Source organism: Mesorhizobium sp. M0514 (assembly GCF_040321145.1).
Classification (GTDB): Bacteria; Pseudomonadota; Alphaproteobacteria; order Rhizobiales; family Rhizobiaceae; genus Mesorhizobium.
Genome location: NZ_JAMYQZ010000022.1, coordinates 25601 through 47350 on the forward strand (window position 1 = coordinate 25601; position 21750 = coordinate 47350).

The window sequence follows — 21750 nt, forward strand, 5'->3', positions numbered from 1 at the left end:
GGATTGTTGGCCGGCGAGCCCCGCGCCCGCCTGACGTCATTCACCATTGCGGTGGTTTCAGCCCGGCTGCAATCGGCCAGCGCGACGAATGGGACAGGTCCTGCAGCGCGCCCGGGAACCGTCACGAATTATTTTTGAATTCCATTTGACTGAATAAATTGCCTGTGCAAGTCTTGGTCTTCCTATGGGGCGCGGGACATGACACTGCGGGGGACCAATCAGGAGTTCGGGCGGCCTTACAACCGGCGCATCGTGCTGGAGTCCATCCGTCTTCACGGTCCCATCGCTCGCGGCGACATTGCCGGCCGGGTCGGCCTCACCGTCCAGACCGTATCGACCATCGTTCGCGAACTTGAAGAGCATGGTTATGTGCTGTCGCTGCGCGAAGAGCCGCGCGGACGCGGGTTGCCGCCGGCGACGCTCAGGATCAACCCCGAGGGCGGCTATGCCGTCGGCGTCCACCTCACCCCGCTGGGGATCGACGCGGCGCTCATCAATCTCAGCGGCGATGTCATCGAGAGCATGCATCGCGAGGCGCCGCATGCGACGCCCGACCATGCCTTCGAGCTGATCGGCGCGATGGTGCCCGAGTTGACCGCGCTGCGGCCCGGCGGACGCGTGCTCGGCATCGGCATGGCGCTGCCTGGACCGTTCGGCGTGGAGTCGATGAGCTTCGTCGGCCCGACGACCATGGCCGGCTGGAAGGATGTCGCGCTGCCGGAACGGCTGGCGGCGTCGACCGGGCTGCCGGCCTTCTTCGAAACCGACATGGCGGCGGCGGCCATGGGCGAACGGCTTTACGGTCTCGGCTCCGGTTATTCCGAATACTACTACCTCTATTTCGGCGTCGGCCTCGGCGGCGTCATCGTGCATGACGGCGCGGTGATGCGCGGCGCCTGGGGCAATGCCGGCGAAATCGGACACATCCCTGCCGTTCCCGGTGGCGAGCCTTGCCCATGCGGCAACAGCGGCTGCCTCGAACGGTATCTCTCGCTGGAAGCACGTCGCCGCCGCAACATCAGCGATGCCGCCTGGGTGGCCGAGATCGCGCCGATCTTCCGCAACGCCATCGTCACAATCGAGAATATATTCGACCCCGAAACCGTGATCCTCGGCGGGCTTGCGCCCACAGACCTGCTGGAAAAGCTGGTCAGCGCGGCCGGACAGTTCCCCAATTCGGTCTCGGCGCGGCGCGACCGCAAGACACCGCGCGTGACGGTGGCGACCGGCGGCAAGCATTCGGTGCTGCGCGGCGCTGCCGCATTGGCCGTTTCGGGCGTGCTGTCGCCGCGCTTCGGCCAGATGTTCATTGCCGAGCGCGAGCGCCGGTCAGACCTCATGCACAGCAAGGGAGTGGCGGCATGACCGAACCGCTGCTGGTACTCGAAAACGTCACCAAGAATTACGGCGCCATCCACGCGCTGAGGGGCATCAGCTTCTCGATCGGCAAGGGCGAAGTCGTGGCGCTGCTCGGTGACAATGGCGCCGGCAAGTCGACGCTGGTCAAGATCATCGCCGGCGGCCTCGAACCGAGTTCCGGCCGCATGCTGTTCGAGGGCAAGGAGTTTCTGGCGAAGACGCCGGCCGAGGCCAAGGCTGCCGGGATCGAGACCGTCTACCAGGACCTGTCGCTCTGCACCAATGTCGACGTCGTCGCCAATTTCTTCATGGGCCGCGAAATCACCCGCAAGGTTCTCGGTGTCCCCATCCTCGACGAGCGCGCCATGGAGGCCGTCGTCGGCAAGGCGCTGGCCAGTGCCGGCACCCGCATTCCGTCGCTGCGCACCAATGTCGAGCATCTCTCGGGCGGCCAGCGCCAGGCCATCGAGCTCAACCGCTTCGTCCATTGGGGCGGCAAGCTGGTGCTGCTCGACGAGCCGTTCGCGGCACTCGGCGTCGAGCAGACCAGGCGCGGCCTCGAGATGATCCGCCAGGTGGCCAACCAGGGCATCGGCGTCGTGATCATCACCCATATCATGCAACAGGCCTTCCAGGTTGCCGACCGGATCGTGGTGATCCGGCAAGGCGTCGTGGCCGGCGATGTCGCACGCAACAAAACAAGTCCCGATGCGGTGATCAACATGATCACCGGTGAGACGCTTGCCGGTGCCGGACCGGCAGGTTGAGGGACAAAAGAGGGGTCCGGTATAAAAGAGGAGCGAACGACATGAAGCGAATACTGGTTCTTGTCTTCGGTATCCTGGCACTGGCTCTTGCCTCGCTCACGCCGGCAATGTCCCAGACCAAGGGCACCGTCTATTATATGGTCCCGACCCTGCTCGATGAATTCCAGACCGGCTCGGTGAGCGCGCTGGAGCTGTTCCTCAAGCAGGTCGGCTATGAGGTGAAAACACTCAACGCCGATAACAAGACTGACGCGCAGCAATCGCAGATGAACGACGTCATTGCGCTGAAGCCGGCGGCGATCATCCTGGCCGCCGTCGATTTCAACGCGCTGAAGCCGTCCATCGAAGCGGCGCGTGCAGCCGGCATCCCGGTGGTCGAGTTCGACCGCCAGATCACCTCGACCCCGTCCGATTTCACCTCGGTGGCGGGCACGGTCGAGATCGGCTACGTCGCCGCCGAGCAGGCGCAAAAGCTTCTGACCGCCAAGAACGGTTCGGTGAAGGGCAAGATCCTGCAGGTGCTCGGCGATCCCGGCGATCCCTACACGCTCGACATCCAGAAGGGTTTCGAGGAGAAGTTGAAGGCGTTTCCTGACGTCAAGATCATCTCGCTGCCGGCCATGCAATGGGAAGCCAGCAACGCCGGCACGATCGTTGCCGACCAGATGCTCGCCAACCCCGACATCGACCTGATCTTCAGCCATGCCGCGCACCTGTCGGTCGCAGCCGTCGCCTCGCTCGAGGCCGCCGGCAGGAAGCCGGGCGACGTCATGCTGATGAGCTCGAACGGCGCTCCGGTCGGTCTCGACCTGATCCGCAAGGGCTGGCTCAATGTCGAAGTCGAGCAACCGCTCTACGCGCAGGCCGCGGCCGTGGCGATGTTCATGGACAAGATCGCCGGCAAGCAGGAAATCAAGCCTGGCGAGTATGACGTGCTCGGCTTGAAGTCGACAGTAACCAAGGAGAGCTGGGGCCCCAACATCAAGATCCCGGGCGCCGCCATTACCAAGGAAAACGTCGACAATCCGGCCTTCTGGGGCAACCAGAAGCCGCCGACGGACACGATCAAGTCTGTCGAATAGTAGCCTAGCGAAGCGCTCCGGGCCATTGCGGCCCGGAGCCTGCCCATTCACGACGCCGCGTCCCAGGACACCGTGGCGAACCTAAACCCGCGCCTGAACCCGACGAAATCGAGTTGATTTCTCAGCCTGATTTTTCTCGGGAGCGCCAACCGGATCAGCCCATGAACCCGCGCACCCGCAAAGCCCTGGAGTTCGTCCTCGACAACCTCGTCTGGTTCATGCTGATCTTTGTGCTGGTTGTCTTTTCCATCTTCGTCCCGAACTACTTCCAGCTCGGCATCTTCGCCAACATCATCGAGGCCTCGAGCGTTCTCGGCGTGATGTCGATCGGCCTGTCGCTGGTCATCATTGCCGGCCATATGGACCTGTCGGTGGAATCGGTGGCCGCACTCAGCGCCATGGCGGTCGGCATCCTGTTCTGCTCATCGGGCATCGGCATGGGCATACAGCTCAATCCGCAATGGCTGATGGTTCCGGTTTCGCTGCTGGTTGCGCTCGCCGTCGGCGGCCTCATCGGCGTCTTCAACGGCTATCTCGTGGTCAAGGTGAAGATGAGCGCCTTCATCATCACGCTGGCGTCCTACATCTGGGTGCGCGGCCTGGTTCTGGTGATTTCCGGCGGCCGCTCGGCACAGGATCTGGCGCCGGCCATCCGCTGGTTCGGCATCCAGCGGCTGGCGGGCCTGCCGCTGACCGCCTGGATCGCTGTCGCCTGTTTCGTCCTGTTCTCGCTGATCATGGCCAAGACGCCGTTCGGCCGCCACCTCGTGATGATCGGCGGCAACGAGACCGCGACCTTCCGCGCCGGCATCCGCGTCAATCGCAATTTGATCATCGCCTTCGTGCTTGCCGGCGCCATTGCCGGCCTCGCCGGCTGGCTGCTCGCCATCCGCACCTCGGGCGCCACCGCCAATCTCGGGACCGGGCTGTTGTTCAACGCCTTTGCCGCCGTCGTCATCGGCGGCGTCAGCCTGAAAGGCGGTGTCGGCACCTTGCCCGGCGTCTATGCCGGCGTGCTTTTGCTCTCCTCCATCAACACGGCGATCAACCTGATGGGCCTGCCGGCCAATTTCACCCAGGTGATCCACGGCCTGCTTGTGCTCGCCGCCGTGCTGCTCGACGCCTTCAAGCAAACCATTCGCCAAAGACTGGCATAGGAGACGGCTGGCATGACAGGACGGCTCGAAAGCAAAGTCGCGCTGATCGTCGGAAGCGCGCGCGGCATCGGCAAGGGCATCGCCCAGCGCTTTGCCGAGGAAGGCGCGCGGCTGGTCCTGGCAGACAGCGAAGCCGAGGCCGGTCAAGCGGCCGCGGAAGAGCTCGGCGCTGCCTTCATCCGCACCGACATCTCGCAAATGGCCGATGCTGAGGCCGCGGTAGCCCTGGCATTGAGCCGCCACAGTCGTCTCGACATCATCGTGCAGAATGCCGGCATCTATCCCTGGCAGCTCATCGAGAACACCAGCCCGGGCGACTGGGACCGGGTGATGGCGGTCAATCTGCGCGGCACCTTCAATGCCACGCTGGCGGCGCTGGCGCCGATGAAGGCGCAAGGCTACGGGCGCATGCTCTACACCTCATCGATCACCGGTCCGCATGTCACCAGCCCCGGCCATGGCCACTACGCCGCCAGCAAGGCCGGCATCAACGGCTTCATCCGCTCGGCGGCGCTGGAGTTTTCCGGCTACGGCATCACCGTCAACGGCGTCGAGCCCGGCAACATCCTGACCGAAGCGATCGAGCTGCATCGGGGCGCCGCTTATATCAAGAACATGGAGGATTCGATCCCGCTCGGACGCCTCGGCAGTCCGCGCGATGTCGCCAATGCCTTCCTGTTCCTCGCCTCGGACGATGCCAGCTACATCACCGGCACCACCATCATCGTCGACGGCGGCCAGTTGCTGCCCGAAGGCAAGGATTTCCGGCTGCTGCCGCCGTGATCAGCCGGATTTGTTGTAAAGCAGCAATTCAGGCCGGTACTCGAAATGCATGGTGTCGTAGTGATACCAGCGCCCGCCCCAGATGAAGCCGTTTTTCTCGAACAACTCCACGACTTCCAGCGGGATCCGGTTCTTGAACGGAATGGGGGCCTTGGGGTTGGTTTTGTTCCTGTTGTTGTACCAGTAGTCGGAGAAGCCGACATTGATGTCGAAGGCCGCCCCGAAGGAGTGGACGCTCAACCGGTTCGTGCCGGCGATGGGCCGCCAGACAAAGCCGCCGCCGGGCTTGAGCCCGTAACGGCTCAGCTCCGCGGGCATCGCCTCAAGCGCAGCGGAGACCTTGCCCAGCCGGTCGTTGATGCCGAAAATCCTGGTGACCTGCACGGTCTTCTTGCCGAGCTTCGGCAACCATTTGAGGTTGGCGATGTGCTTGCCCACCTCGGCGGCACTTGCCCCGTAGAGCTTCTCGAAGAAAGGTTCGTTGCGGATGCGGCCGGGATCGAAATCCTCGGCCGGGACCAGCGCGCCCTCCGCTGCTCCGGGATAGACGTAGCGAAACATGTCTTCGATGTCAGGGCTCTCCAGCAGCGCGTCGGCGTCGCGCGCCTTGCCGTCGTCCCACACCATCGTGGTGCCGTCGGTCCAGGTCAGTACATTGCCCGAAATGGTGAAAAGTCCGGGATAGGCCTTGAGCAAGGCGGCCTTGGCCGCCGGCTGGTCGACGCCGTCGCCCGCATTCCCTGCATAGGCGAAGCGTCCAGTGCCGACGATTGCCAATGCGAACAGCAACCGCAGCATCAGGCGCCCTGGATGATCCATCATTGTCCTGCCTTCCCGGAGGGCTTTCGTTCATCGTGTATTTAACAAGGCTGCTGTACCATGCTGGTCGAATCGAACGGGAGACAAATCGTGTCAAAAACCTTCAATGCTTTGATCCGGATGACGTTTACATTCATCTGCCTGGTCGGCCTGGCCTCGTCCGTCTCTATTCTTTTTCCAGCCACCGCATCCGCCCAGCGGATGCAGCGATGCGCCGACGAAGGCGAAATCTGCCGCCTGCCCTACCCCTCGGAAGTGGTCTACGGCGCGCGCGGGCAGACCACTTCGCGCTTCATCGATCGTCGTGCCGTGCCGTGTACGAATCGCGTCTTTGGGGACCCGGCGCCTGGCCGCGACAAGGCTTGCTACATCGTGAGGCGCGGCGGCGGTAACGACTATGGCGACAATGATGACGACGACGACAATTACGGCGATGACGACTACGGCCAGGGCGGCGGCAGATGGGTGGCCTGCGCCTCGGAGGGGCGGTTCTGCGAGTTCCGTGGCCGCAAACTGGTGAGATACGGGGCGCGTGGCCAGTACGTCCAGGGCGTATTCAGGAACGGCGTCACATGCAGCGTCGACGCCTTTGGCGAGGATCCCATCCGCCGCGTGAAGAAGAACTGCTACGTCAAACGATAGGTGGCGCCGGGGAAGAACGGCGGGTGCGGCTCGTTGCGGCCGCGCCCGGCATTCGAGATATGGTCGGCCAGATATGGTGGGCGATGACGGGCTCGAACCGCCGACATCTTCGCTGAGAACGCTATCGTCAACTCGACCGCTGTGAACCCTTATCGCGGCACGGTGACACGGCACCTACGCCGATATCGAAGCCGTATGCGAACAACGTCGACAAGTACACGCTTGCCCGCATCGGCGAGCCGAAACAGGAAGAAGTGGCGGAGCCGATCGTCTTTCTGTGCTCACCCAATGCGTGGCGCTCAAAAGCGGTTCCCCGGTTTTGAGAGAGCGACATTGCATAGACGCTCAAGATATTAAGCTTCCTGATGAACCTACCCGTGCAGGTGAACCCACCCTTCCAGAACACCCTGCCCTTCCGGAGGAACCTGCTTTTCCGGATACGCCAAGTTAATCCGGTAAAGGCATTGTTCGCCTGGCGTTGCGGGCGTGGGCCGAACTTGCTCTGCAGCTGCCATCCAGACGGAAGACATTTGTGTATATTCCGCTTTGGCGACGCGCCGTAATGGCCTCTTGTACTTAGTCCACCGTGCGACGCGAAGGGCCGGTGCATGTGTCCTCTGGCGAGACGTGAAACGGACTGCATCCGCAGTAATGGCCAGTCTGTCGCCAGACTAGCTGCGAGGTCACCGCTCATGCTACTTTGAGGCCTTCTCGTTCATGTCGGAAGAGGCAGGCCTTGCTTGGCGACGTATTCATCAACTACCGGCGGCAGACCGATTCCGGCGTGGCGGGCCGCGTCTACGATAATCTGAACCGCGCGCTTCCTGATGCGTCCATCTTCATGGACGTCGACAAGCTCAACCCCGGCGATGACTTTGAGGTCGCGCTTGCCCGCAGTTTGGCCAGTTGCAAAATCATGCTGGCGATCGTGGGGCCGCAGTGGGCCGCGCTTACCGATGAGCAGGGCCAGGTTCGGCTGGAGTCCCCCGACGACTTCGTGCGCAAGGAGATCCGTACGGCACTCCAGGCTGGGGTGCGCGTCATCCCCGTGCTCGTCAACGGCGCCAGCATGCCAAAGAAAAGCGCCTTGCCACCCGATCTGCAGGACCTGGCCAAGCGTCAAGCCATGGAGGTCCGCCACGAGCGCTTCAACGACGATATGGCGGCGATTGCGTCGGCGATAGCGAAGCCAGCGGCGCGGCGGCCGAGGCTCTGGCTGCTGTACGGGCTGGCCGCGATGATCGCGCTCGGCATCGGCGGGACAACGGTGGCGTTGTGGCCGAGGCCCTCCCCTTTGCCGTCGCCTATCGAGCCCGCAGCGATCGAGGCCAAAGGATGCAAGGAAGGATTCGTCTGGCGATCGGCGATCTTCGGCGACAGCGTGTGCGTGAGTCCTGCCGACTACGGCGAGGTGCAGGCCCAGAATGCAAATGCCCGCAACAACCGTTCGCCGACCGGCGGACCTTACGGCGACAGCACCTGCCGCGACGGCTACGTCTGGCGTGAAGCGTTCGAGAGCGACTTGGTCTGCGTCACCCCTTTCGAACGCGACAAGGCCAGGAAGCAGAATGCCGACAACGCGTACAACCGGATATGAGACCGTAACTCCGGGCAAGCACCGATTTATCAAGAGCTTGAGTGGTGGGCGATGACGGGCTCGAACCGCCGACATCTTCGGTGTAAACGAAGCGCTCTACCAACTGAGCTAATCGCCCGCTCCGGCCGGACCTTTAAGCGGTCGCAACCGGCTTCGCAAGGCCAAATGAGCAGCTGCTAGCTTAGCCGCACAGTGGTTTTCGCGGGCAAAGTGCCGCCTGTCAAAAAACCTTCTCCTGATGCGTTTATGCTGTCCAGCTGCGCTTGACACCCGGTGGCGAACCCCTTATCCACCGCCCCAACGACGAACACGGCTGACACGTGCTCGTCCAATGCGCGGGTGTAGCTCAGTTGGTTAGAGTGCCGGCCTGTCACGCCGGAGGTCGCGGGTTCGAGCCCCGTCACTCGCGCCATTAATTTCAAGGGGTTAGCTACCGCCCCTTGAAAAGTTTCAACTCTCATTCTCCGGAGAGTTTCAACTTTCTGTATTCGTTCCGTTCCAGACCAAGCAGCTTTTCTGCCCTTGCGGCGGCTGGCGTCAGCTGAGCGGACGGCGGCCAGATTGACCGGCATATAGGTCTTCTGCAGCGCCTTGTTCCCGTCGATCGAGTTGCCCATCTTGGCCGAGATTGCCTCGACCGACGCGCCTCCGGCATTCGCCTCGACCGCGCCGGAACGCCGCATGTCCATCAGCCGCCGCTTCTCCGATGTCCCGAATACCAGCGTGCGCAGATCGGCAAAGTCGTCGACCAGAGAATCCTTCGTGTAAGGCACGCCGGCGCGCGGCCGGCCGCCCTTCGGGCCCGGCGCGAAACCGCGCGAGCGAAAGATCGGCGCATCGTCAAGCAGGGTGACGCCTAGGATTCGACATAGGCCAGCACCAGGCGCTGCGTGCGTGACGACAGCGTGCCGAAAGCCGCCTCGCCACTCTTGCTGCGTGCAATCAGAAAACCCCATTCCTGTGCTGTCTGCATTGCCTGCGCCGGTGTGAGCGTGCGCACGTCGACGGGTGAGAAGCTCGTGTCCCACGCAACGGCGATGATGCAGGCCAGTTCGCGGTAGCCGGCGCGCCAGGCGCCCCGCCTCGCCTGCCGTCCAGGTCTGGTGGCGCGGTGGTGGCGTCTGGCGGCGGATCGCCTGCGATGGGTCGGAGCCGGGCGGGCATAGCTTCATGCCGGCCATGAAATTATACAGCGAACGCCACGCTTTACGGCACGGTAGGCGATGTCGACACCTTTGACCCGGAGCAGACGGCCATACCAGTCGTCGAGCAGCTCGAGGGTGATGTCGGCTGGCGGCAGGTCGGCGAAGTACGGCTCGATGAAGGTCCAGCCGCGCTCCCAATCCTCGCGGGTGCGCGGTGGCTTGCGCTTCCATGCATCCATGCGGCGATAGCGTGCAAAGGCGTCTCCGATGGAATCCTTTGGCCATACATGCAGGCGCGACGGCTCCCTGCCCTTGCGGAGTTCCTGCCAGCGGTCTTCCCACTCCCGGGCTATCGTCCAAGCCTCAGGCCCGTCGATTCCACAGGAAATGCATCTGAAGCCAGCTTCGACCATCTTCGGCGTCGGCAGCCAGTAGCCGTATTTGCCCTTACGGATGACGTAGTGCTTCAACTTGATCTTACCCAAGGGTCGCCAGCCTCGCTCTTGCAATGTCAATGCTAGACTGCGCGCCGGATCCTGATCCTGCAAGACCCGAGCGTTAACCGAGCCAGGCGTCGATCGCAACCATGTCGTAGTTGCCGGTGATTGGGCAGGCCTTGGGAAAGCCTTGATCCTGCAACGCGGGCAGAAATTCCATGAATTCCCGCAGCGTCAGGTGGAGATAACGCGCCGCCTTGATCGCCGGCACCAGCCGTGGTTGTACCGGGACGCGGATAGATGACGGTTGTAATGTGTGGGTTTGGCTCATGACACCAAAACTCTATCCACCGTCCATCGGGCAGCGGATGGGCGCCTTGTCGTTGGGCGGGTGTGAATCTCGCCCGTGTAAGCACCTCCGCCGCATAGCATGAGATTTTCCTACTCCATGATCTCGTTATTCCTGCATCGAGGGGGAATGAGGCTTAGAATAGCGGCCTTTCTCCCCCATGCCTATTCATCCAATCCTTAATCGCAGAATCGGCAGCCACAGAGCGAGAATACTTGTAATCGGCGGCTTCGAAGCCGCTACGCCCGGCCACCCAGCATCGCCATGACAGCGTCTGGCTTGTGCGTAGTCAGAATCGCACCCTGTGCTCTGGCCAAATCACCAGCCTTGAAACGGCACCCTCGTTTGGGGCGGCGGCGCGGCGTCTCGCCTGCGGCGTCGCCATGCTGACGCTCCTTCGGCGCCGGTTAGCTGATTTCACGGTCACGAACTTGCTTCGGCAACGAAATGGACACCGCGCCGAAGCGGGAGTTCGAAGCTCTAAGCGCCATACAGCGGGCTCGTGATGCCGACGATTGCGACATCACCGAATTTGCCGTTCCTCTCCGACCCGCCCGCCCGATCGACACCCAAGCACACTGCCTTGTGACGTCACCTCAGGGCATACCTTGATCTTATCAGCGATTACCCGTCGGCCAAGGCATCTGTTTTGAAATTCGCTTGATGGCGTCCCTGCCCTTGCCGTTCGACTCCGTCGAGTCCTTGTGTGTCAATTTGTTGCGACGAGAGCTAGTCCCTGTCGTGCTGGTCCGTCTCGTCTCATCTCTTGGCTCTGCAAAAACCGTAGCAGCATGTTCGCAACCTGTTCACCCATGTTGATTTCACGAGTTTCCGACTGTCGGCATATAAGAGGGAGAGGTCCGATGGATTTCATGTTGATGGTGAACATTGCCGGCGGCATCCTTCTGGCCATCGCAATCCCCTCGGTGTGTCTCGTCGGATGGCTGTTTTACCGTTCGGGATCGGGACAATTGAGAGGCGAAAGCTGTGACAATGAAAAGCCCGCCCCCGTGAGCCAGACCAGAAAACTCGTATTTTAGCACCGACGAAACAAAGCTCGCTATTCTGCGTTGAGGCTCGTCGAACAACGGAGCTTCACGAATGGATCCGGCAACTGCAGCTGTGATGATTTTGCTTTCTTGCAGTCCCGCCCAGGGAGTCTGCAAGCCACTCGATACATCACCGGCCATGTTCGGATCCCTTGACACATGCCAGTTGGCGTTAGCCGTGAGGCTCGAGGGCGCTCCCAACGGGGAGATCGTCGGGCGATGCAGTTCGATCGACCCCTCCGCTACAGGTTCCGTTCCAGCCGGGTATAGCACGATTGTCGTCACGCGGGGCACAGGGGCGGGTGCGGTGAGCAGTCGCTACATCGTGCCGCACAAAAACTGAAGCCAGTCCACCGTGAGGCAGCGGGCTATTCATTCTCGACCGGACAATTATAGGCCTTGCCCTCCCTCTATGAAGCCATAATCGGCATCGTTGGCTTCGCGCTCGTCGTCCGCTTCGCCATCGTCGTCGCCTTCCCTGTCATTGGTCCCGGTGACTTCGATGCCACTGGCCAGACAGGGTTCGAGATCCGGGTCGGGCTCTACGAAGTCGAGCAGCTACATCAGGCGTTCTTCATCATCGATCGAGCGACGGACCGCCATGTCCGAAAGGCAGAGGTTCGTGGCTGGATAGCGAAGAATCGCACACGGCTTTCCCTCATTCGCATGGTTCGCAGAAATTAGCATGATCGCCTACTCTCATCTCGTCCGGCGTCGTCTGCCTCAAAGCAGCGCCGGTAAGGCTCGGCGCCCTTCTTGGTTTCTCCCCCGTATGTCAAAAGGAGGTCGCCGGGCCTTACCAGGCCCCGCTGCTCATCGCTTGCGGGGTGTCCTGATGGCTGAGCTTGGCCCCGTGGCCTAACGGCCAGAACCAAACGTTCCGAAAAGCTTTCCCAGGCTGGCGGCAGCCGAAGGGCTGCACAAGAGGGATCGTCAGACCGCTCCTGGCGCACCACAGCGACACCACCAAGCTGTAAGTCAGGTCCATCGGCGCTGCTGATGAGTGCCCTCAGATGGATTGCGTTTGCCACGAAAAAGGAATCGTACCGGCCCGTTCTCAGCACGTCAGCCGGAACGGGCCATGGGCAGAAGCAGCCGACTAGCTAAAATCGCAAGACGACCGAAGGACCACGTCGGCGATAGCACCGGACCCGACGGCGCCCGTGTCGCCAGTAACTACGGCAGACTCTTCTCCAGCCCCGCCGGCGGCGGCGCCGGTGGTAGTAATCTGGGTCGTAGTCTGGGTCGTAATCTTGGTCGTAGTAGCGCCGATGGTTGACCGGCTCCACTTCCGCGTGAGTACCTTCGTTGTCGAAGGCGTCTGGCGCGTCGAGTTCTTCGAGAATGCCGCTTTTGGCCGCTGGAACACCGGCCAATGCGTTGATAGGCCGGACCGCGCTTGCAAAGGCTGCTGCCCCTGCAACGCCAAACATCGCTGTCAAAAAGGATCGCCGATGCATAGTAAACCTCCCAACTTACATGAGCTGAACGAAGCGCCCCGCCTGCTGAAGGAGCAGGCCCAGCGCACGGTAAAATAGAGGATTCGCCAGCCGCTCAAGCAACTCGCGAATCCTATCAGCGCAGGAAGGGACCTGGCTGCGCCGATCCAAGACATGTCAGCTAAGGACGACCGCCATTACCAGAAAGGTAACGGCTGTTGCAAAAATCGGTGCGAGCAACCATCGCGCCTGGCCAACACTTTGATCCATTTGTTCTCTCCCGTTGTGGAGAACCAACAACCTGAAGCCCTAATCCGTTCCGCCTAGTCCAAAGGTAAGACCATTGCGTTGTACGGTCGGACTTTAGACCAATCGGATTAGACAAAGGTGCGTAGGCGGGAACGTTTACCCCGGTTCAAAGTTGGTTGCCGGGCAGTGCGGGACGATGATCGTCGTGTGCCGGTCCTTGCAGGAGAGAAGATATGAAGATGCACTTTGTGAACACCGCCGCAGCCATGTTGCTCTTGGCGGGGATCGGCTCCGCCGCCGCTGACGACATTATCATCCAGCCGGAACAGGACACGGTCATCCGTGAGTATGTCAAGAAGCAGCCCTTGGCTTCGGTGAACCTTCCCGGCGTGGAATTGAACGTCGGGACAGCTCTGCCGGAAACTGTGGAGATCCACGAGGTCCCGAACGTCAAATACCGTTACGTGGTGGTCGACAACCGCACGGTCCTGGTCGATCCGGGCACCCGCAAGATCGTGAAAGTTTACGACTGAGATTTCGAACGAACCCACGCTCGCCACCCTTGGGTGGCGAGTGTGTGCATTCAAACGCTACTCAGCCGGACAAATTCAAATTGCCACTCAGCTGGACAATGAACATGACGAACCCTGAACTCGAGAGGACGCAAGCCCTGGTTGCCCGCTTGGCTGATCTCCAAGCAAGAATGCAGGCAGCACGTCTTGTTGGAGCCGAGGTAACAACCGTCCGAAAGGTTGCAGCCATAATCGATGACGGCTTGCGACAGGCCGGCCTCACACCGTTAGAAATCGCAGAAGGTCAAGAGGAACAGTTTAGCGATACTAAATGTTCGACTGGCTATGGACAGCCGAACCCTACTCTCAGCAGATCAAGTCAGAGCAGCACGAGCCCTATTGAACTGGCCGCGTGTGCGACTTGCCGCCAAGGCCAATCTTAGCGAGATGGTGATCAGCGCTTTTGAGAACGGATACAGGAAACCGCGTCCCCACAACATCGCCGCCATCCGCAAAGCGTTTGAGGATGCCGGAATCGTTTTCACCGTCCAAGGCACTCCATCGCTAACCCGCTCAGAAGGTGATAGCGGCCTAGCCGCCGATAATAGACGGTGGCGCGGCCGGGAGAAAAAAGGATAAAGGGGGAAAAGCCCGTGTACCCTCTGCACCCGATCTCTAAAGCGGCCGCTAACCACCCATTATGTCGCTCTACGGGATTGCTTTGGCGGACTGGCCACGTCACTTCCGCCATACCCAATGCAAAGCGATCCCGGCAGAGCTTGGTTACTGCTTCTGCACACGCGGCAGAAAAAGATGGACGCTTGTTCCTTCACCAGCTTCGCTCTCGATCCGAATGTGCCCGCCGGATTGTTGGACGAAGCCATAAACCTGGCTAAGTCCAAGTCCAGTCCCGCGTCCATCGGGTTTGGTGGTGAAGAACGGCTCGAAGACCTGCGCCAGAATCTCCTTGTTCATGCCGCAACCGGCATCGCGCACGGTCATACGAACGCACGAACCCGCCAGTGAATGCACGTCGTCGATGTCGTCAGGGACATCGCTAGTCTCGATTGTGAGCGTTCCCACGCCGGCCATGGCGTCCTTGGCGTTCATCCAGATTGAGCATGGCGACATCGAGCTGGTTGGGTCGACCAGAACAGGGCCAAGCGCCGCGTCCAAGTTGCGTTCAATTTTGATTGCACTCCCGAGCGTTCGTTCCAGCAGCATCGAAAGCTGTTCGATCCGTCCGTTCAGATCAATGCCTTCGGGCGTAAGCGACTGGCGCCGAGAAAACGCAAGCAATTGCTGCGTAAGTGCCCCGCCGTTCTGTGTTCGTTTGAGCAGTTCGTCGATCAGGATGGCTGATTTCGGATCGCCGGGATTTTCGGCGAGTTGCTTTTGCAGGAGCCGCAGGCCCGAGTCGAACGCTGCTATCAGATTGTTGATATCGTGAACTATGCCGGCTGCGAGGCGGCCAATTGCTCCGAGCTTCTGGGATTGACGTCGACGTTCCTCCTGCGCACGCTGCGAGGAAACGTTCCGAAGGCTGGCAAGGAGAGCAGGTGTCCCGTCCCAGTTAACCTCCACGACCCAGACGGCCATACGGATAGTCAACGCCCGTGTGGGCCGGAAGCATTCGAATGCACTCTGCGCGCAAGTGAACCCCTTGCGCTAACGCTTCGACGCGCCATCAAAGCATTGACCGCGCGGTAAAAGGAGCGTGCACCAAGTGAGGCCGGTTTCGTTTGGGGCCTGCGTTTGGCCTGGGGCAAGGCGGCCCCGCCTGCCGCATCAAAAAGAAGCAAGCCAGACAGGCTTGGTATCAACCTGCTGATCATTTCCGCCGCGCCACCATGGCAAAACATGTTTGGGGGGCGATCGCACCGCTGATGGTCAGCGAAGGCCAACAAGTGGTCCGGCTACCCTTGGAGCCAATCCGCATTTCTGGCGATTTTCCCCTGGAGCAATCAGTGCATTGACATGAACTCGGCCGTTTTATTGGTCCTTGCTGAGTGCAGGTAATCGTGCCGGAACTCAGCAAGAAAGGCCAGTCCTTCCCAATCATGGATGGTCAATTGGCCATTCACAAGTGATGTAAGGCGCTTCTCCCGAAGAGACTTGAGCGTGCGGTTGATGTGGACTGCCGACAGCCCTGTCGCCTCGCCAAGGTCAGCTTGAGTCACAGCAAAAGCGCAGGTTTGATCGGACGCGAGTCCGGCGTCTTCCATACGTAGCATGATTTCACAGAGAAGGTGGGCCACTCGGCCAAGCGCTTGGCGCTTCCCGACATTGACCACCCATTCGCGGAAAATCGATGCATCAACCAGTGTCGTTCGCCAAAGATTTGCCGCCAGCCTGGGGTGGCGTTCGCAGAGCAGCCGTATAGCCGAGTGATCTATGAAGCCAACACTGCAAGCGCTCACCGTTCGAACGTCGCTATCCAACAGATCGAGGTGCAGGCTCAACAGATCGGGCATGTCGCCAGGCACATGATAAGCAGTGACCTGACGCTTCCCGTCTCCTGTTACCTTCGAGGTGCTGGCTAAGCCAGCCAGGACCATTATGCACCGGGACGGCTGGTCGCCTTCCCGAACCAAGTTCTGGTTTGCGCCAATCGCAACGATCCTTATTCTTACCGCGTCGAGAGCTTGACGCTCACCTGACGTGAGGGTGAAGGCACGATGGAACTTGGCGGTTAATGGGCTTTGATAAAGCATGTCGGCTCTCCGTTTGGGCGGGAGCGCTATGGTCTCTCAGTCACCCGCGGCCAGCAGAACGCGAATGATGCCCGACCTTATATCATAAACACCGGACCGACTTAACCTGTGATAAGTCTGGCACTGCTTCGGATGGTCCTTTCCTCCATCGGCAAACACAGGCTCAACAGGATTGGTGCTTACGAGGGAAGCGGCCCATCATCGGGCCTCGAGTTGCGCAGCTGCGGCAGCAGCTATAATAGATCGTTCTCAAATTCGAGGACTCACACCATGACCGTCAGCAACAATCCCGTGCCGGTCGCGGGTTTGGCGGACCTGATAGCCTCAGTGCACGCGTCGCTGTCTGGGATTGGCCATCGCGTGGCTGCCGCGACCGAAGAACCAGTGCCTGCGGTAAATCCGAAGAAGTCAGTATTTCCCGATTACATCATCTGTCTTGAAGATGGTAAGCGGTTCAAAACCCTTCGGCGACATCTGCGCGTGGATTTCGGTCTCACTCCTGACGCGTATCGAACAAAGTGGAACTTGCCATCCACTTATCCGATGGTCGCTCCCAACTATGCGGCCTCACGGTCTGCCATGGCGAAGTCGATCGGTCTGGGTAGGAAGGCACCGCAGCCCACGGCAACTGTAACGGGCAAGGCAAGGCCGGCGGCTAAGGCTAAAGCGTAGCTTCCGCGATCACACCATTACCACCGCGGCACCAATCGACGATGTATGCATCGCGGCGGACCTGTCCGCTCTTGGCCGGTGCCCACCCAGGTTCCCCAACCCATGGCGCCGGCCATTTGTGGCCCACACCTCAGTTTCGTATTGCTGCCCAAACTCTTCTTGTTGAAGACCGCTTACGACGTTACAATCCCGTTTGGCCTGATTGCTGGGAGGCAACGCCCTGGCTGACATCATTCCAATTCGCAAAGCACGCCCTTGTGTCGAAGTTGGCGAAGCCTGTGGCGAGTGGTTTGTTCGCGTGGTCGAGGAAGACCAGGAACTCACCCGATCATTCAAGCTCGAATCCTATGCTTTGGCCTTTGCGGAAGGCCAAAGGACGCGTCTGCATCTCAACACGTTTTCCCGGCTGTAGAGTAGCGCAATGCAGATGTCCGCAGGGTTACTGGCGAATTTGGGCGATAGCATCGAAGCCATTGCCGCCCACATTGCGACCATGGAAACGCGACAACTGCACCAATTGCTCAAGTCGTTGCCATCGAGATCGGAAATCGCCAGCGCGGAAATGGTGATGGGCATCCTGGTCTATCGCGAGATTGAACTGCGCCGCCGGCGGGGGACGGGCGGCAACGTGTTGCCCTTTCCGGGTCTCGTGACTCCACCTATTCAGCAGTAGATAGCGGCGCCGGACCTGTAAAGGCCGCCGCAATTAAGCAACGGGCCTGAGGGCGGGGTAGGGTCTTGATGCCAAGAAACCCCGCCGCGCGCGCACCAGCGGGTTTTCGTAGTCACGGCTACATCCGAGGAATCGACCGCTTAAGGCAGAATTGCTTGGTTGTCGTCGCGGTTCCATACCATTAGATCAACTGTGCCAGATGAAGACGTAAAAAAACCCGTTGCCAATTAGGGCAACGGGCTTGAGCTACCGGGTAGGGTCAGGAAGGCAATATGTAGACCCAACAACACGATGCGCCACGCCTCATGATCGAGGTCTTAACCGAACCGCGACAATTCTAACCATCTTGTCGACGTGTGAATAACTTTGCTGACTCCAGATCATCGGCAGGGAAGACGTGATTTGACCTTGGCGGAACAGCCGCTCACGATGAGACGGCTTGGGAAGGCGCGAGATGCAAGTATGCAAAGACATGATTGTGGTGCCGCCGATCGGCGCACAGTTCGAGACGCCTGAATTCCTCGCCGAGATCAGGGCCCTGCTTGATGAGGCCTATCCCGACTACGATTTCACGATCACCACCATAAGCAAGTTTCGGGATGACAGCTTCGTGTTGATCCCGCTGCTCGGCAGCGTCGGTGGTGAAGGCTCCGTTTTAGCGGCTTACCCGGATATGACGGCAATGCAGGAGATGGGCAATCTCCTGTTCAAGCACATCATCGGCCATCACCATCGCGACATTAGGTGCCGCACGTGGCCCCAATCCGTTCCCGGACCTCCGTCTCACATCTGCCCTGGCGGCTAATCCTTTAGCGCATCCGCGCCGCTATCGTCGTCGCGATGACGTTGACGAAGGCGCTTCAGCAGATCGCGTGAGGCTTGGATCGCCCTGCGCGATTGATCCATGTTCTGGCGAAACGTGGCGCGTTCCTCCATGGACTTCTGCCACTTCAGCAAGGTGGCCGTAGTCGCAGTGGCCGCTTGAGCGATATCTATGGGCGTTGCAACCATCGCATCCTCCCAAAAAGGCAATGGTAAACGCAATCTTTATAGGCCCAACGAAACCCTTTCTTCAATCAAAAACGAACATACGGCACATGGCAAAATGGCTATTCGTCGGGCCGCTCGACGGCGGCTTCGTCGACCTCGGCTTCCATCTCGTCGTTGACGGTCTTGGTCTATCCAAAACCAGCCATCGGCACACCGTCAAAACCCTGCAGCCACCCATGTTCCTGCCAGTAATGGCACCTCACGCTCCTTGCCATCCTTGCACGCTTGGGCGCCGTACATCCAGGCGTAGGTGGCGCGCTCCTGATCTTTCTTAGGCACGGCGATTTGTGTCATCCTCAGCGAACGCCGGCTTGCCCGCTTCACGCTCGACGCCGAGCAGATCGAACTCGTCGTTCGCAAAGCACTTGGCCTTCAGCCAGTTGGTCGACGGTATTTGCTGTCCTTGCGCTTCGACACCTTGCCTTCAAGTCCGGCCTTGTCGAGCAAGTGAAAGATGGTCTTGGCTTCCCCCCGGCAGAGGCTCGCTGAACTGAATACGCCCGCCGGGCGCGATATAGCGCGGCCTCGGTCAGTCAGCCAAGCGGCATCGCGGTGCACGATAGCACCGAGAATCGCCGCGTACACGCTGCCGACTTCCTCTGCGCAGGATATGCCCAGCTTGTCCGCGCGGTCTTCCATCGCTTGCTCGGCCAGGTCGCTGATGCCAAGCGCGATTGTCTGCTGCGGATGGAAGGACGCTGACTGTAAAAGCCCGCCCAACCTTTCGGCGGGCGGGCTTCCACTGTCGGAACTGGAGAGTGTCATGTCGACAGCCCCGACAGGTCGGAAAGGGGTCGCTGGTTAGCGGCGCGAGATCAGCAGGCAGAGCCGGCGCAGGTCACGATCATAGGTGTCTTCGTTGCTAAGCACTTCGACGCAGCGCTTCTTCATCCGAGTGACCTGGGCGTTCGACATATCGCCGACAACGCTAGCCAGATTCGGGTTGCTCGAAGCGGTCGGGTTGCTGGGGTTGGCGGCTGGATTGGTTCCAACGCCGACATTTACGTCGGTACCAACCCCGGTGACGACACCGACATTGGCGCTGCCGGTTCCGATGGAAGCAGTCGCTCCGCCAGTGTCGCCGACGGAGGCTGCGGCATTTGCCCCAGAACCGCCTAGGGACACGCTAGCCGTAGCGCCGCTGTTGCCGCCCACATTAGCGCTGGCGCCTCCGCTGCCGACGGATACCCGCCGACGCCTCCGACATTTAATTCCAGCTGCTGTCGCTGGCATGCAAAGAATTGCGAGAACAGATCCGGCAGTCAGACTGCCCATAAGAATTTCAAAAATTCTTGCCATAGTACGCCTCCTTGTTGCCCTTCAAAGGATGGGACATTTTTGGGCATTTACGGACCCGATAGTGACGCATCGCGACGATGGCCGACGATTTCTTTAGGAGATTTGAATGTCGCACAACGTGCTGCCCACCAAGCCGACGGCCGCGCTGAGCTCCGCGCAGTCACCGGTCTTGGCTACGGCCGGATCTATGATCAAAGCCCTGAGCCGGAGCCATCCGGGGTCCACGCCTGCCGCCCCGTATTTATTGTCACCAAAAGGGGAACAACGGCAGCTCGGCCGTGTTGGGCCAGTTAAGCAATATTGCAGGAGCACCACATGCATTTCGTCAAAGCGCTTTTAGCTGCGATCGCCATCGGTCTCATCAGCCCGGGGGCAATGGCTCAGACCGCGATGACGTCCCCGCAGGAATTTGTCAAAGCAGCTGCGAGCTCAGATATGTTCGAGATCCAGTCGAGTGAATTGGCACTGCGGAAATCGAAGACATCACGAGTGAAGGAATTCGCTCGCATGATGATCAAGGACCACACGACCTCTTCCAAGCGGCTCATTGCGGCGGCAAAGAAGGACGACGTCGCAGTGGCGCCGGAGATGACAAGCAAGCATGCTGCCCAATTGGAAGCGTTGAGCAACGACAGCAGCGGGGCGTTCGATAACGCCTATATCGACACCCAGGTGGCAGCGCACCAGGAAGCCCTGACGCTGATGACCTCCTATGCAGAAAACGGTCAGGCAAAACATCTGGCGGCCCATGCGAAAAAGACCGCGCCGGTGATCCGGCAGCATTTCAAACATGCCCAGCAACTGAGCAAGAGCGGTTCTCAGGGCTGAGTGGATCTGGCCACGACGTTGGTTCTTCGCGGCGCTGTGGAGTCTGTGGCCAACACTGCCTCCGCGCTCAGGGACGCTGCAACCTTTAAGCGGTGGTCGATGCAGGAACTCTAAAGGTGCGTCGCTCAGGTAGTCCGGCGTGCAAGCACCAGCGTCGTCGAAGTTGCCAAACGAACAGGAGACCTGACATGCCAAAGCAAAACGAGACCTCGCATTCGAGACGAAGTGACTTCGCCAATGATGAACCCATTCGCCCGGAGGATGCCGCCGTGTTGGACAGCCCCGTGGGCCACGAAGACAGGCACGGCGCGGAGCCAGGTTTCGTGGGAGCCGACGATGTCGACCAGCCGCTCGGCGCAAGGCCCCGCAGCGAAATTACCGGTCGTCATGATGAAGGGGCAGGCGCCAATGAGACGATGGACGGCTTAAGCGAAACCGAGGAACTGACCCGCAGCTACGCCGAGGACATACCAACCGGTGACAATGATGAGGACGAGGAAGACATCCCTGTCTTCGAAAGAGGCCGAAGCAACACCGACCTCTGAGCGGCGCCAAGTTTGAACCCACGGTGAGGAACATGACAATGAGCACATTCGGACTTCGGATTGTGTCTTTGGGGCTCCGGGCTTTTTTGGGGCTGGGGGCCTCGCTGATTTTGGGCGCCCAGGCATCTGCGCAGACAAGTCAGCCGGCTCAACAATCCGGCGACTCATCGCAAACAGGCAAGCACGATCGTCTGCCGGCGCAAGGATCGTCGCCGACCGCCAAGGATGATGTCGGCGTTGACGTCTCGCTCGGCCGGCCGGAGGTGAAGCAACAGGTTGCAAGACATCTAGGAGTGGCTGAGACCGAGTTGCCACTGGCGGTGCATGTGCCGATCGCGCTCGCTTCGCAAGTCTGCGGGCAAGAGGTATTTACCGCCCGCGCCAATGTAAACCGAAGCTGCACCGCGACGAAGTTCATTCCGGAAATCGCCGAGGCGGCACGCAACCATCCACAAACCTCCGCGGTACCGGAGCAGTAGCATCGAAATGTCCGAACCCGGCGCGACGGTCGCGCCATGCTTACCCTAGGATAGCGCTCCAACCCGGCGTAAATCAGCCCCACCGCCGTCTGTTGGCGGCATGC

General features: G+C 60.4%; 25 protein-coding genes and 2 tRNA genes. 18 read left to right on the forward strand and 9 right to left on the reverse strand.

What is annotated here, in order from left to right; all coding sequences use genetic code 11:
- Positions 1–198: 198 nt before the first annotated feature.
- From NKI61_RS11750 to NKI61_RS11770, 5 genes are all read left to right on the forward strand, one after another.
- A complete protein-coding gene (locus NKI61_RS11750) occupies positions 199–1365 on the forward strand; it encodes an ROK family transcriptional regulator (RefSeq protein WP_023743157.1) in 1167 nt (388 codons plus the stop codon).
- A complete protein-coding gene (locus NKI61_RS11755; protein ID WP_023669142.1) occupies positions 1362–2126 on the forward strand; it encodes an ATP-binding cassette domain-containing protein in 765 nt (254 codons plus the stop codon). Before NKI61_RS11750 ends, NKI61_RS11755 begins: the two co-directional genes overlap by 4 nt.
- 41 nt (positions 2127–2167) lie before the next feature.
- The gene (locus tag NKI61_RS11760) at positions 2168–3208 is read left to right on the forward strand and encodes a sugar ABC transporter substrate-binding protein (RefSeq protein WP_023743158.1); all 1041 of its coding nucleotides are present in this window, start codon (positions 2168–2170) and stop codon (positions 3206–3208) included.
- Positions 3209–3369: 161 nt separating this feature from the next.
- On the forward strand, positions 3370–4365 hold the full coding sequence (locus NKI61_RS11765; protein WP_023743159.1) for an ABC transporter permease: 996 nt from the start codon (positions 3370–3372) through the stop codon (positions 4363–4365).
- 12 nt (positions 4366–4377) lie between these two features.
- The gene (locus tag NKI61_RS11770) at positions 4378–5148 is read left to right on the forward strand and encodes an SDR family oxidoreductase (protein WP_023743160.1); all 771 of its coding nucleotides are present in this window, start codon (positions 4378–4380) and stop codon (positions 5146–5148) included.
- Here NKI61_RS11770 and NKI61_RS11775 read toward each other — a convergent pair whose 3' ends face one another.
- On the reverse strand, positions 5149–5970 hold the full coding sequence (locus tag NKI61_RS11775; RefSeq protein WP_352839590.1) for a M15 family metallopeptidase: 822 nt from the start codon (positions 5968–5970) through the stop codon (positions 5149–5151).
- 57 nt (positions 5971–6027) lie between these two features.
- Between NKI61_RS11775 and NKI61_RS11780 the strand changes: the two genes are divergently transcribed.
- Entirely contained in the window at positions 6028–6609 is a 582-nt protein-coding gene (locus NKI61_RS11780; protein ID WP_352741319.1) for a hypothetical protein, read from the forward strand.
- A gap of 736 nt (positions 6610–7345) precedes the next feature.
- On the forward strand, positions 7346–8206 hold the full coding sequence (locus tag NKI61_RS11785) for a toll/interleukin-1 receptor domain-containing protein (RefSeq protein WP_023739412.1): 861 nt from the start codon (positions 7346–7348) through the stop codon (positions 8204–8206).
- Positions 8207–8248: 42 nt separating this feature from the next.
- On the opposite strand, the gene NKI61_RS11790 is transcribed toward NKI61_RS11785, so the two are convergent.
- Positions 8249–8324: transfer RNA gene (locus NKI61_RS11790), tRNA-Val, on the reverse strand.
- A 217-nt stretch (positions 8325–8541) separates the two neighbouring features.
- Here NKI61_RS11790 and NKI61_RS11795 point away from each other — a divergent pair.
- A tRNA-Asp gene (locus tag NKI61_RS11795) sits at positions 8542–8618 on the forward strand.
- Positions 8619–9374: 756 nt separating this feature from the next.
- On the opposite strand, the gene NKI61_RS11800 is transcribed toward NKI61_RS11795, so the two are convergent.
- Complete coding sequence (locus NKI61_RS11800) at positions 9375–9836, reverse strand: hypothetical protein (protein WP_352839592.1); 462 nt, start codon at positions 9834–9836, stop codon at positions 9375–9377.
- Positions 9837–9909: 73 nt separating this feature from the next.
- Positions 9910–10119, reverse strand: a complete 210-nt coding sequence (locus NKI61_RS11805) for a hypothetical protein (protein ID WP_156933983.1) — start codon at positions 10117–10119, stop codon at positions 9910–9912.
- Between the two features lie 881 nt (positions 10120–11000).
- On the opposite strand from NKI61_RS11805, the gene NKI61_RS11810 reads away from it, so the two are divergent.
- From NKI61_RS11810 to NKI61_RS11825, 4 genes are all read left to right on the forward strand, one after another.
- Positions 11001–11177, forward strand: coding sequence for a hypothetical protein (locus NKI61_RS11810; protein WP_023743167.1), 177 nt, complete (start codon positions 11001–11003; stop codon positions 11175–11177).
- 408 nt (positions 11178–11585) lie between these two features.
- A complete protein-coding gene (locus NKI61_RS11815; RefSeq protein WP_023743168.1) occupies positions 11586–11870 on the forward strand; it encodes a hypothetical protein in 285 nt (94 codons plus the stop codon).
- 1237 nt (positions 11871–13107) lie between these two features.
- Positions 13108–13407, forward strand: coding sequence for a DUF1236 domain-containing protein (locus NKI61_RS11820; protein ID WP_023669226.1), 300 nt, complete (start codon positions 13108–13110; stop codon positions 13405–13407).
- A 324-nt stretch (positions 13408–13731) separates the two neighbouring features.
- Positions 13732–14025 (forward strand): helix-turn-helix domain-containing protein, encoded by a 294-nt coding sequence (locus NKI61_RS11825; protein WP_081726104.1) that lies wholly within the window; start codon positions 13732–13734, stop codon positions 14023–14025.
- A 144-nt stretch (positions 14026–14169) separates the two neighbouring features.
- Here the strand turns inward: NKI61_RS11825 and NKI61_RS11830 are convergent, their stop codons facing one another.
- Together NKI61_RS11830 and NKI61_RS11835 are read right to left on the reverse strand one after the other, a co-directional pair.
- Positions 14170–14985, reverse strand: a complete 816-nt coding sequence (locus NKI61_RS11830; protein ID WP_352839594.1) for a sensor histidine kinase — start codon at positions 14983–14985, stop codon at positions 14170–14172.
- A gap of 365 nt (positions 14986–15350) precedes the next feature.
- Positions 15351–16100 carry a Crp/Fnr family transcriptional regulator gene (locus NKI61_RS11835; RefSeq protein ID WP_023708903.1) on the reverse strand — a complete coding sequence of 250 codons (750 nt, stop codon included), beginning with the start codon at positions 16098–16100 and terminating at the stop codon, positions 15351–15353.
- Positions 16101–16370: 270 nt separating this feature from the next.
- On the opposite strand from NKI61_RS11835, the gene NKI61_RS11840 reads away from it, so the two are divergent.
- From NKI61_RS11840 to NKI61_RS11850, 3 genes are all read left to right on the forward strand, one after another.
- Positions 16371–16772, forward strand: a complete 402-nt coding sequence (locus tag NKI61_RS11840; RefSeq protein WP_084014356.1) for a Ros/MucR family transcriptional regulator — start codon at positions 16371–16373, stop codon at positions 16770–16772.
- A 421-nt stretch (positions 16773–17193) separates the two neighbouring features.
- On the forward strand, positions 17194–17445 hold the full coding sequence (locus tag NKI61_RS11845; protein ID WP_023739468.1) for a hypothetical protein: 252 nt from the start codon (positions 17194–17196) through the stop codon (positions 17443–17445).
- 454 nt (positions 17446–17899) lie between these two features.
- On the forward strand, positions 17900–18250 hold the full coding sequence (locus NKI61_RS11850) for a hypothetical protein (protein WP_352839596.1): 351 nt from the start codon (positions 17900–17902) through the stop codon (positions 18248–18250).
- Here NKI61_RS11850 and NKI61_RS11855 read toward each other — a convergent pair.
- The 3 genes from NKI61_RS11855 to NKI61_RS11865 all read right to left on the reverse strand — a co-directional run bounded on the left by NKI61_RS11855 (position 18247) and on the right by NKI61_RS11865 (position 19794).
- Positions 18247–18456, reverse strand: a complete 210-nt coding sequence (locus NKI61_RS11855; RefSeq protein WP_023708908.1) for a hypothetical protein — start codon at positions 18454–18456, stop codon at positions 18247–18249. The two genes, NKI61_RS11850 and NKI61_RS11855, sit on opposite strands and share 4 nt — an antisense overlap.
- A 411-nt stretch (positions 18457–18867) precedes the next feature.
- Entirely contained in the window at positions 18868–19260 is a 393-nt protein-coding gene (locus NKI61_RS11860; RefSeq protein ID WP_352518857.1) for a hypothetical protein, read from the reverse strand.
- A 36-nt stretch (positions 19261–19296) separates the two neighbouring features.
- Positions 19297–19794 carry a hypothetical protein gene (locus tag NKI61_RS11865; protein ID WP_352650088.1) on the reverse strand — a complete coding sequence of 166 codons (498 nt, stop codon included), beginning with the start codon at positions 19792–19794 and terminating at the stop codon, positions 19297–19299.
- Between the two features lie 315 nt (positions 19795–20109).
- Here NKI61_RS11865 and NKI61_RS11870 point away from each other — a divergent pair, with 315 nt between their 5' ends.
- The 3 genes from NKI61_RS11870 (at position 20110) to NKI61_RS11880 (ending at position 21646) form a co-directional block, all read left to right on the forward strand.
- Complete coding sequence (locus tag NKI61_RS11870) at positions 20110–20622, forward strand: DUF4142 domain-containing protein (protein WP_352518859.1); 513 nt, start codon at positions 20110–20112, stop codon at positions 20620–20622.
- Positions 20623–20810: 188 nt separating this feature from the next.
- Positions 20811–21167 (forward strand): hypothetical protein, encoded by a 357-nt coding sequence (locus NKI61_RS11875; RefSeq protein ID WP_023743177.1) that lies wholly within the window; start codon positions 20811–20813, stop codon positions 21165–21167.
- 38 nt (positions 21168–21205) lie between these two features.
- The gene (locus NKI61_RS11880) at positions 21206–21646 is read left to right on the forward strand and encodes a hypothetical protein (RefSeq protein WP_023749387.1); all 441 of its coding nucleotides are present in this window, start codon (positions 21206–21208) and stop codon (positions 21644–21646) included.
- Positions 21647–21750: the final 104 nt, after the last annotated feature.

Excerpts from the sequence above, each read along its gene's own strand:
- NKI61_RS11775 (WP_352839590.1), bottom strand. The coding sequence starts at position 5,970 with ATGATGGATCATCCAGGGCGCCTGATGCTGCGGTTGCTGTTCGCATTG.
- NKI61_RS11820 (WP_023669226.1), top strand. The coding sequence starts at position 13,108 with ATGAAGATGCACTTTGTGAACACCGCCGCAGCCATGTTGCTCTTGGCG.
- NKI61_RS11750 (WP_023743157.1), top strand. The coding sequence starts at position 199 with ATGACACTGCGGGGGACCAATCAGGAGTTCGGGCGGCCTTACAACCGG.
- NKI61_RS11825 (WP_081726104.1), top strand. The coding sequence starts at position 13,732 with ATGGACAGCCGAACCCTACTCTCAGCAGATCAAGTCAGAGCAGCACGA.
- NKI61_RS11880 (WP_023749387.1), top strand. The coding sequence starts at position 21,206 with ATGAGCACATTCGGACTTCGGATTGTGTCTTTGGGGCTCCGGGCTTTT.
- NKI61_RS11875 (WP_023743177.1), top strand. The coding sequence starts at position 20,811 with ATGCCAAAGCAAAACGAGACCTCGCATTCGAGACGAAGTGACTTCGCC.
- NKI61_RS11860 (WP_352518857.1), bottom strand. The coding sequence starts at position 19,260 with ATGACACTCTCCAGTTCCGACAGTGGAAGCCCGCCCGCCGAAAGGTTG.
- NKI61_RS11865 (WP_352650088.1), bottom strand. The coding sequence starts at position 19,794 with ATGGCAAGAATTTTTGAAATTCTTATGGGCAGTCTGACTGCCGGATCT.
- NKI61_RS11755 (WP_023669142.1), top strand. The coding sequence starts at position 1,362 with ATGACCGAACCGCTGCTGGTACTCGAAAACGTCACCAAGAATTACGGC.
- NKI61_RS11765 (WP_023743159.1), top strand. The coding sequence starts at position 3,370 with ATGAACCCGCGCACCCGCAAAGCCCTGGAGTTCGTCCTCGACAACCTC.
- NKI61_RS11870 (WP_352518859.1), top strand. The coding sequence starts at position 20,110 with ATGCATTTCGTCAAAGCGCTTTTAGCTGCGATCGCCATCGGTCTCATC.
- NKI61_RS11805 (WP_156933983.1), bottom strand. The coding sequence starts at position 10,119 with ATGAGCCAAACCCACACATTACAACCGTCATCTATCCGCGTCCCGGTA.
- NKI61_RS11810 (WP_023743167.1), top strand. The coding sequence starts at position 11,001 with ATGGATTTCATGTTGATGGTGAACATTGCCGGCGGCATCCTTCTGGCC.
- NKI61_RS11780 (WP_352741319.1), top strand. The coding sequence starts at position 6,028 with ATGCTGGTCGAATCGAACGGGAGACAAATCGTGTCAAAAACCTTCAAT.
- NKI61_RS11850 (WP_352839596.1), top strand. The coding sequence starts at position 17,900 with ATGCAAGTATGCAAAGACATGATTGTGGTGCCGCCGATCGGCGCACAG.
- NKI61_RS11835 (WP_023708903.1), bottom strand. The coding sequence starts at position 16,100 with ATGCTTTATCAAAGCCCATTAACCGCCAAGTTCCATCGTGCCTTCACC.
- NKI61_RS11770 (WP_023743160.1), top strand. The coding sequence starts at position 4,378 with ATGACAGGACGGCTCGAAAGCAAAGTCGCGCTGATCGTCGGAAGCGCG.
- NKI61_RS11845 (WP_023739468.1), top strand. The coding sequence starts at position 17,194 with ATGCAGATGTCCGCAGGGTTACTGGCGAATTTGGGCGATAGCATCGAA.
- NKI61_RS11855 (WP_023708908.1), bottom strand. The coding sequence starts at position 18,456 with ATGGTTGCAACGCCCATAGATATCGCTCAAGCGGCCACTGCGACTACG.
- NKI61_RS11760 (WP_023743158.1), top strand. The coding sequence starts at position 2,168 with ATGAAGCGAATACTGGTTCTTGTCTTCGGTATCCTGGCACTGGCTCTT.
- NKI61_RS11830 (WP_352839594.1), bottom strand. The coding sequence starts at position 14,985 with ATGGCCGTCTGGGTCGTGGAGGTTAACTGGGACGGGACACCTGCTCTC.
- NKI61_RS11840 (WP_084014356.1), top strand. The coding sequence starts at position 16,371 with ATGACCGTCAGCAACAATCCCGTGCCGGTCGCGGGTTTGGCGGACCTG.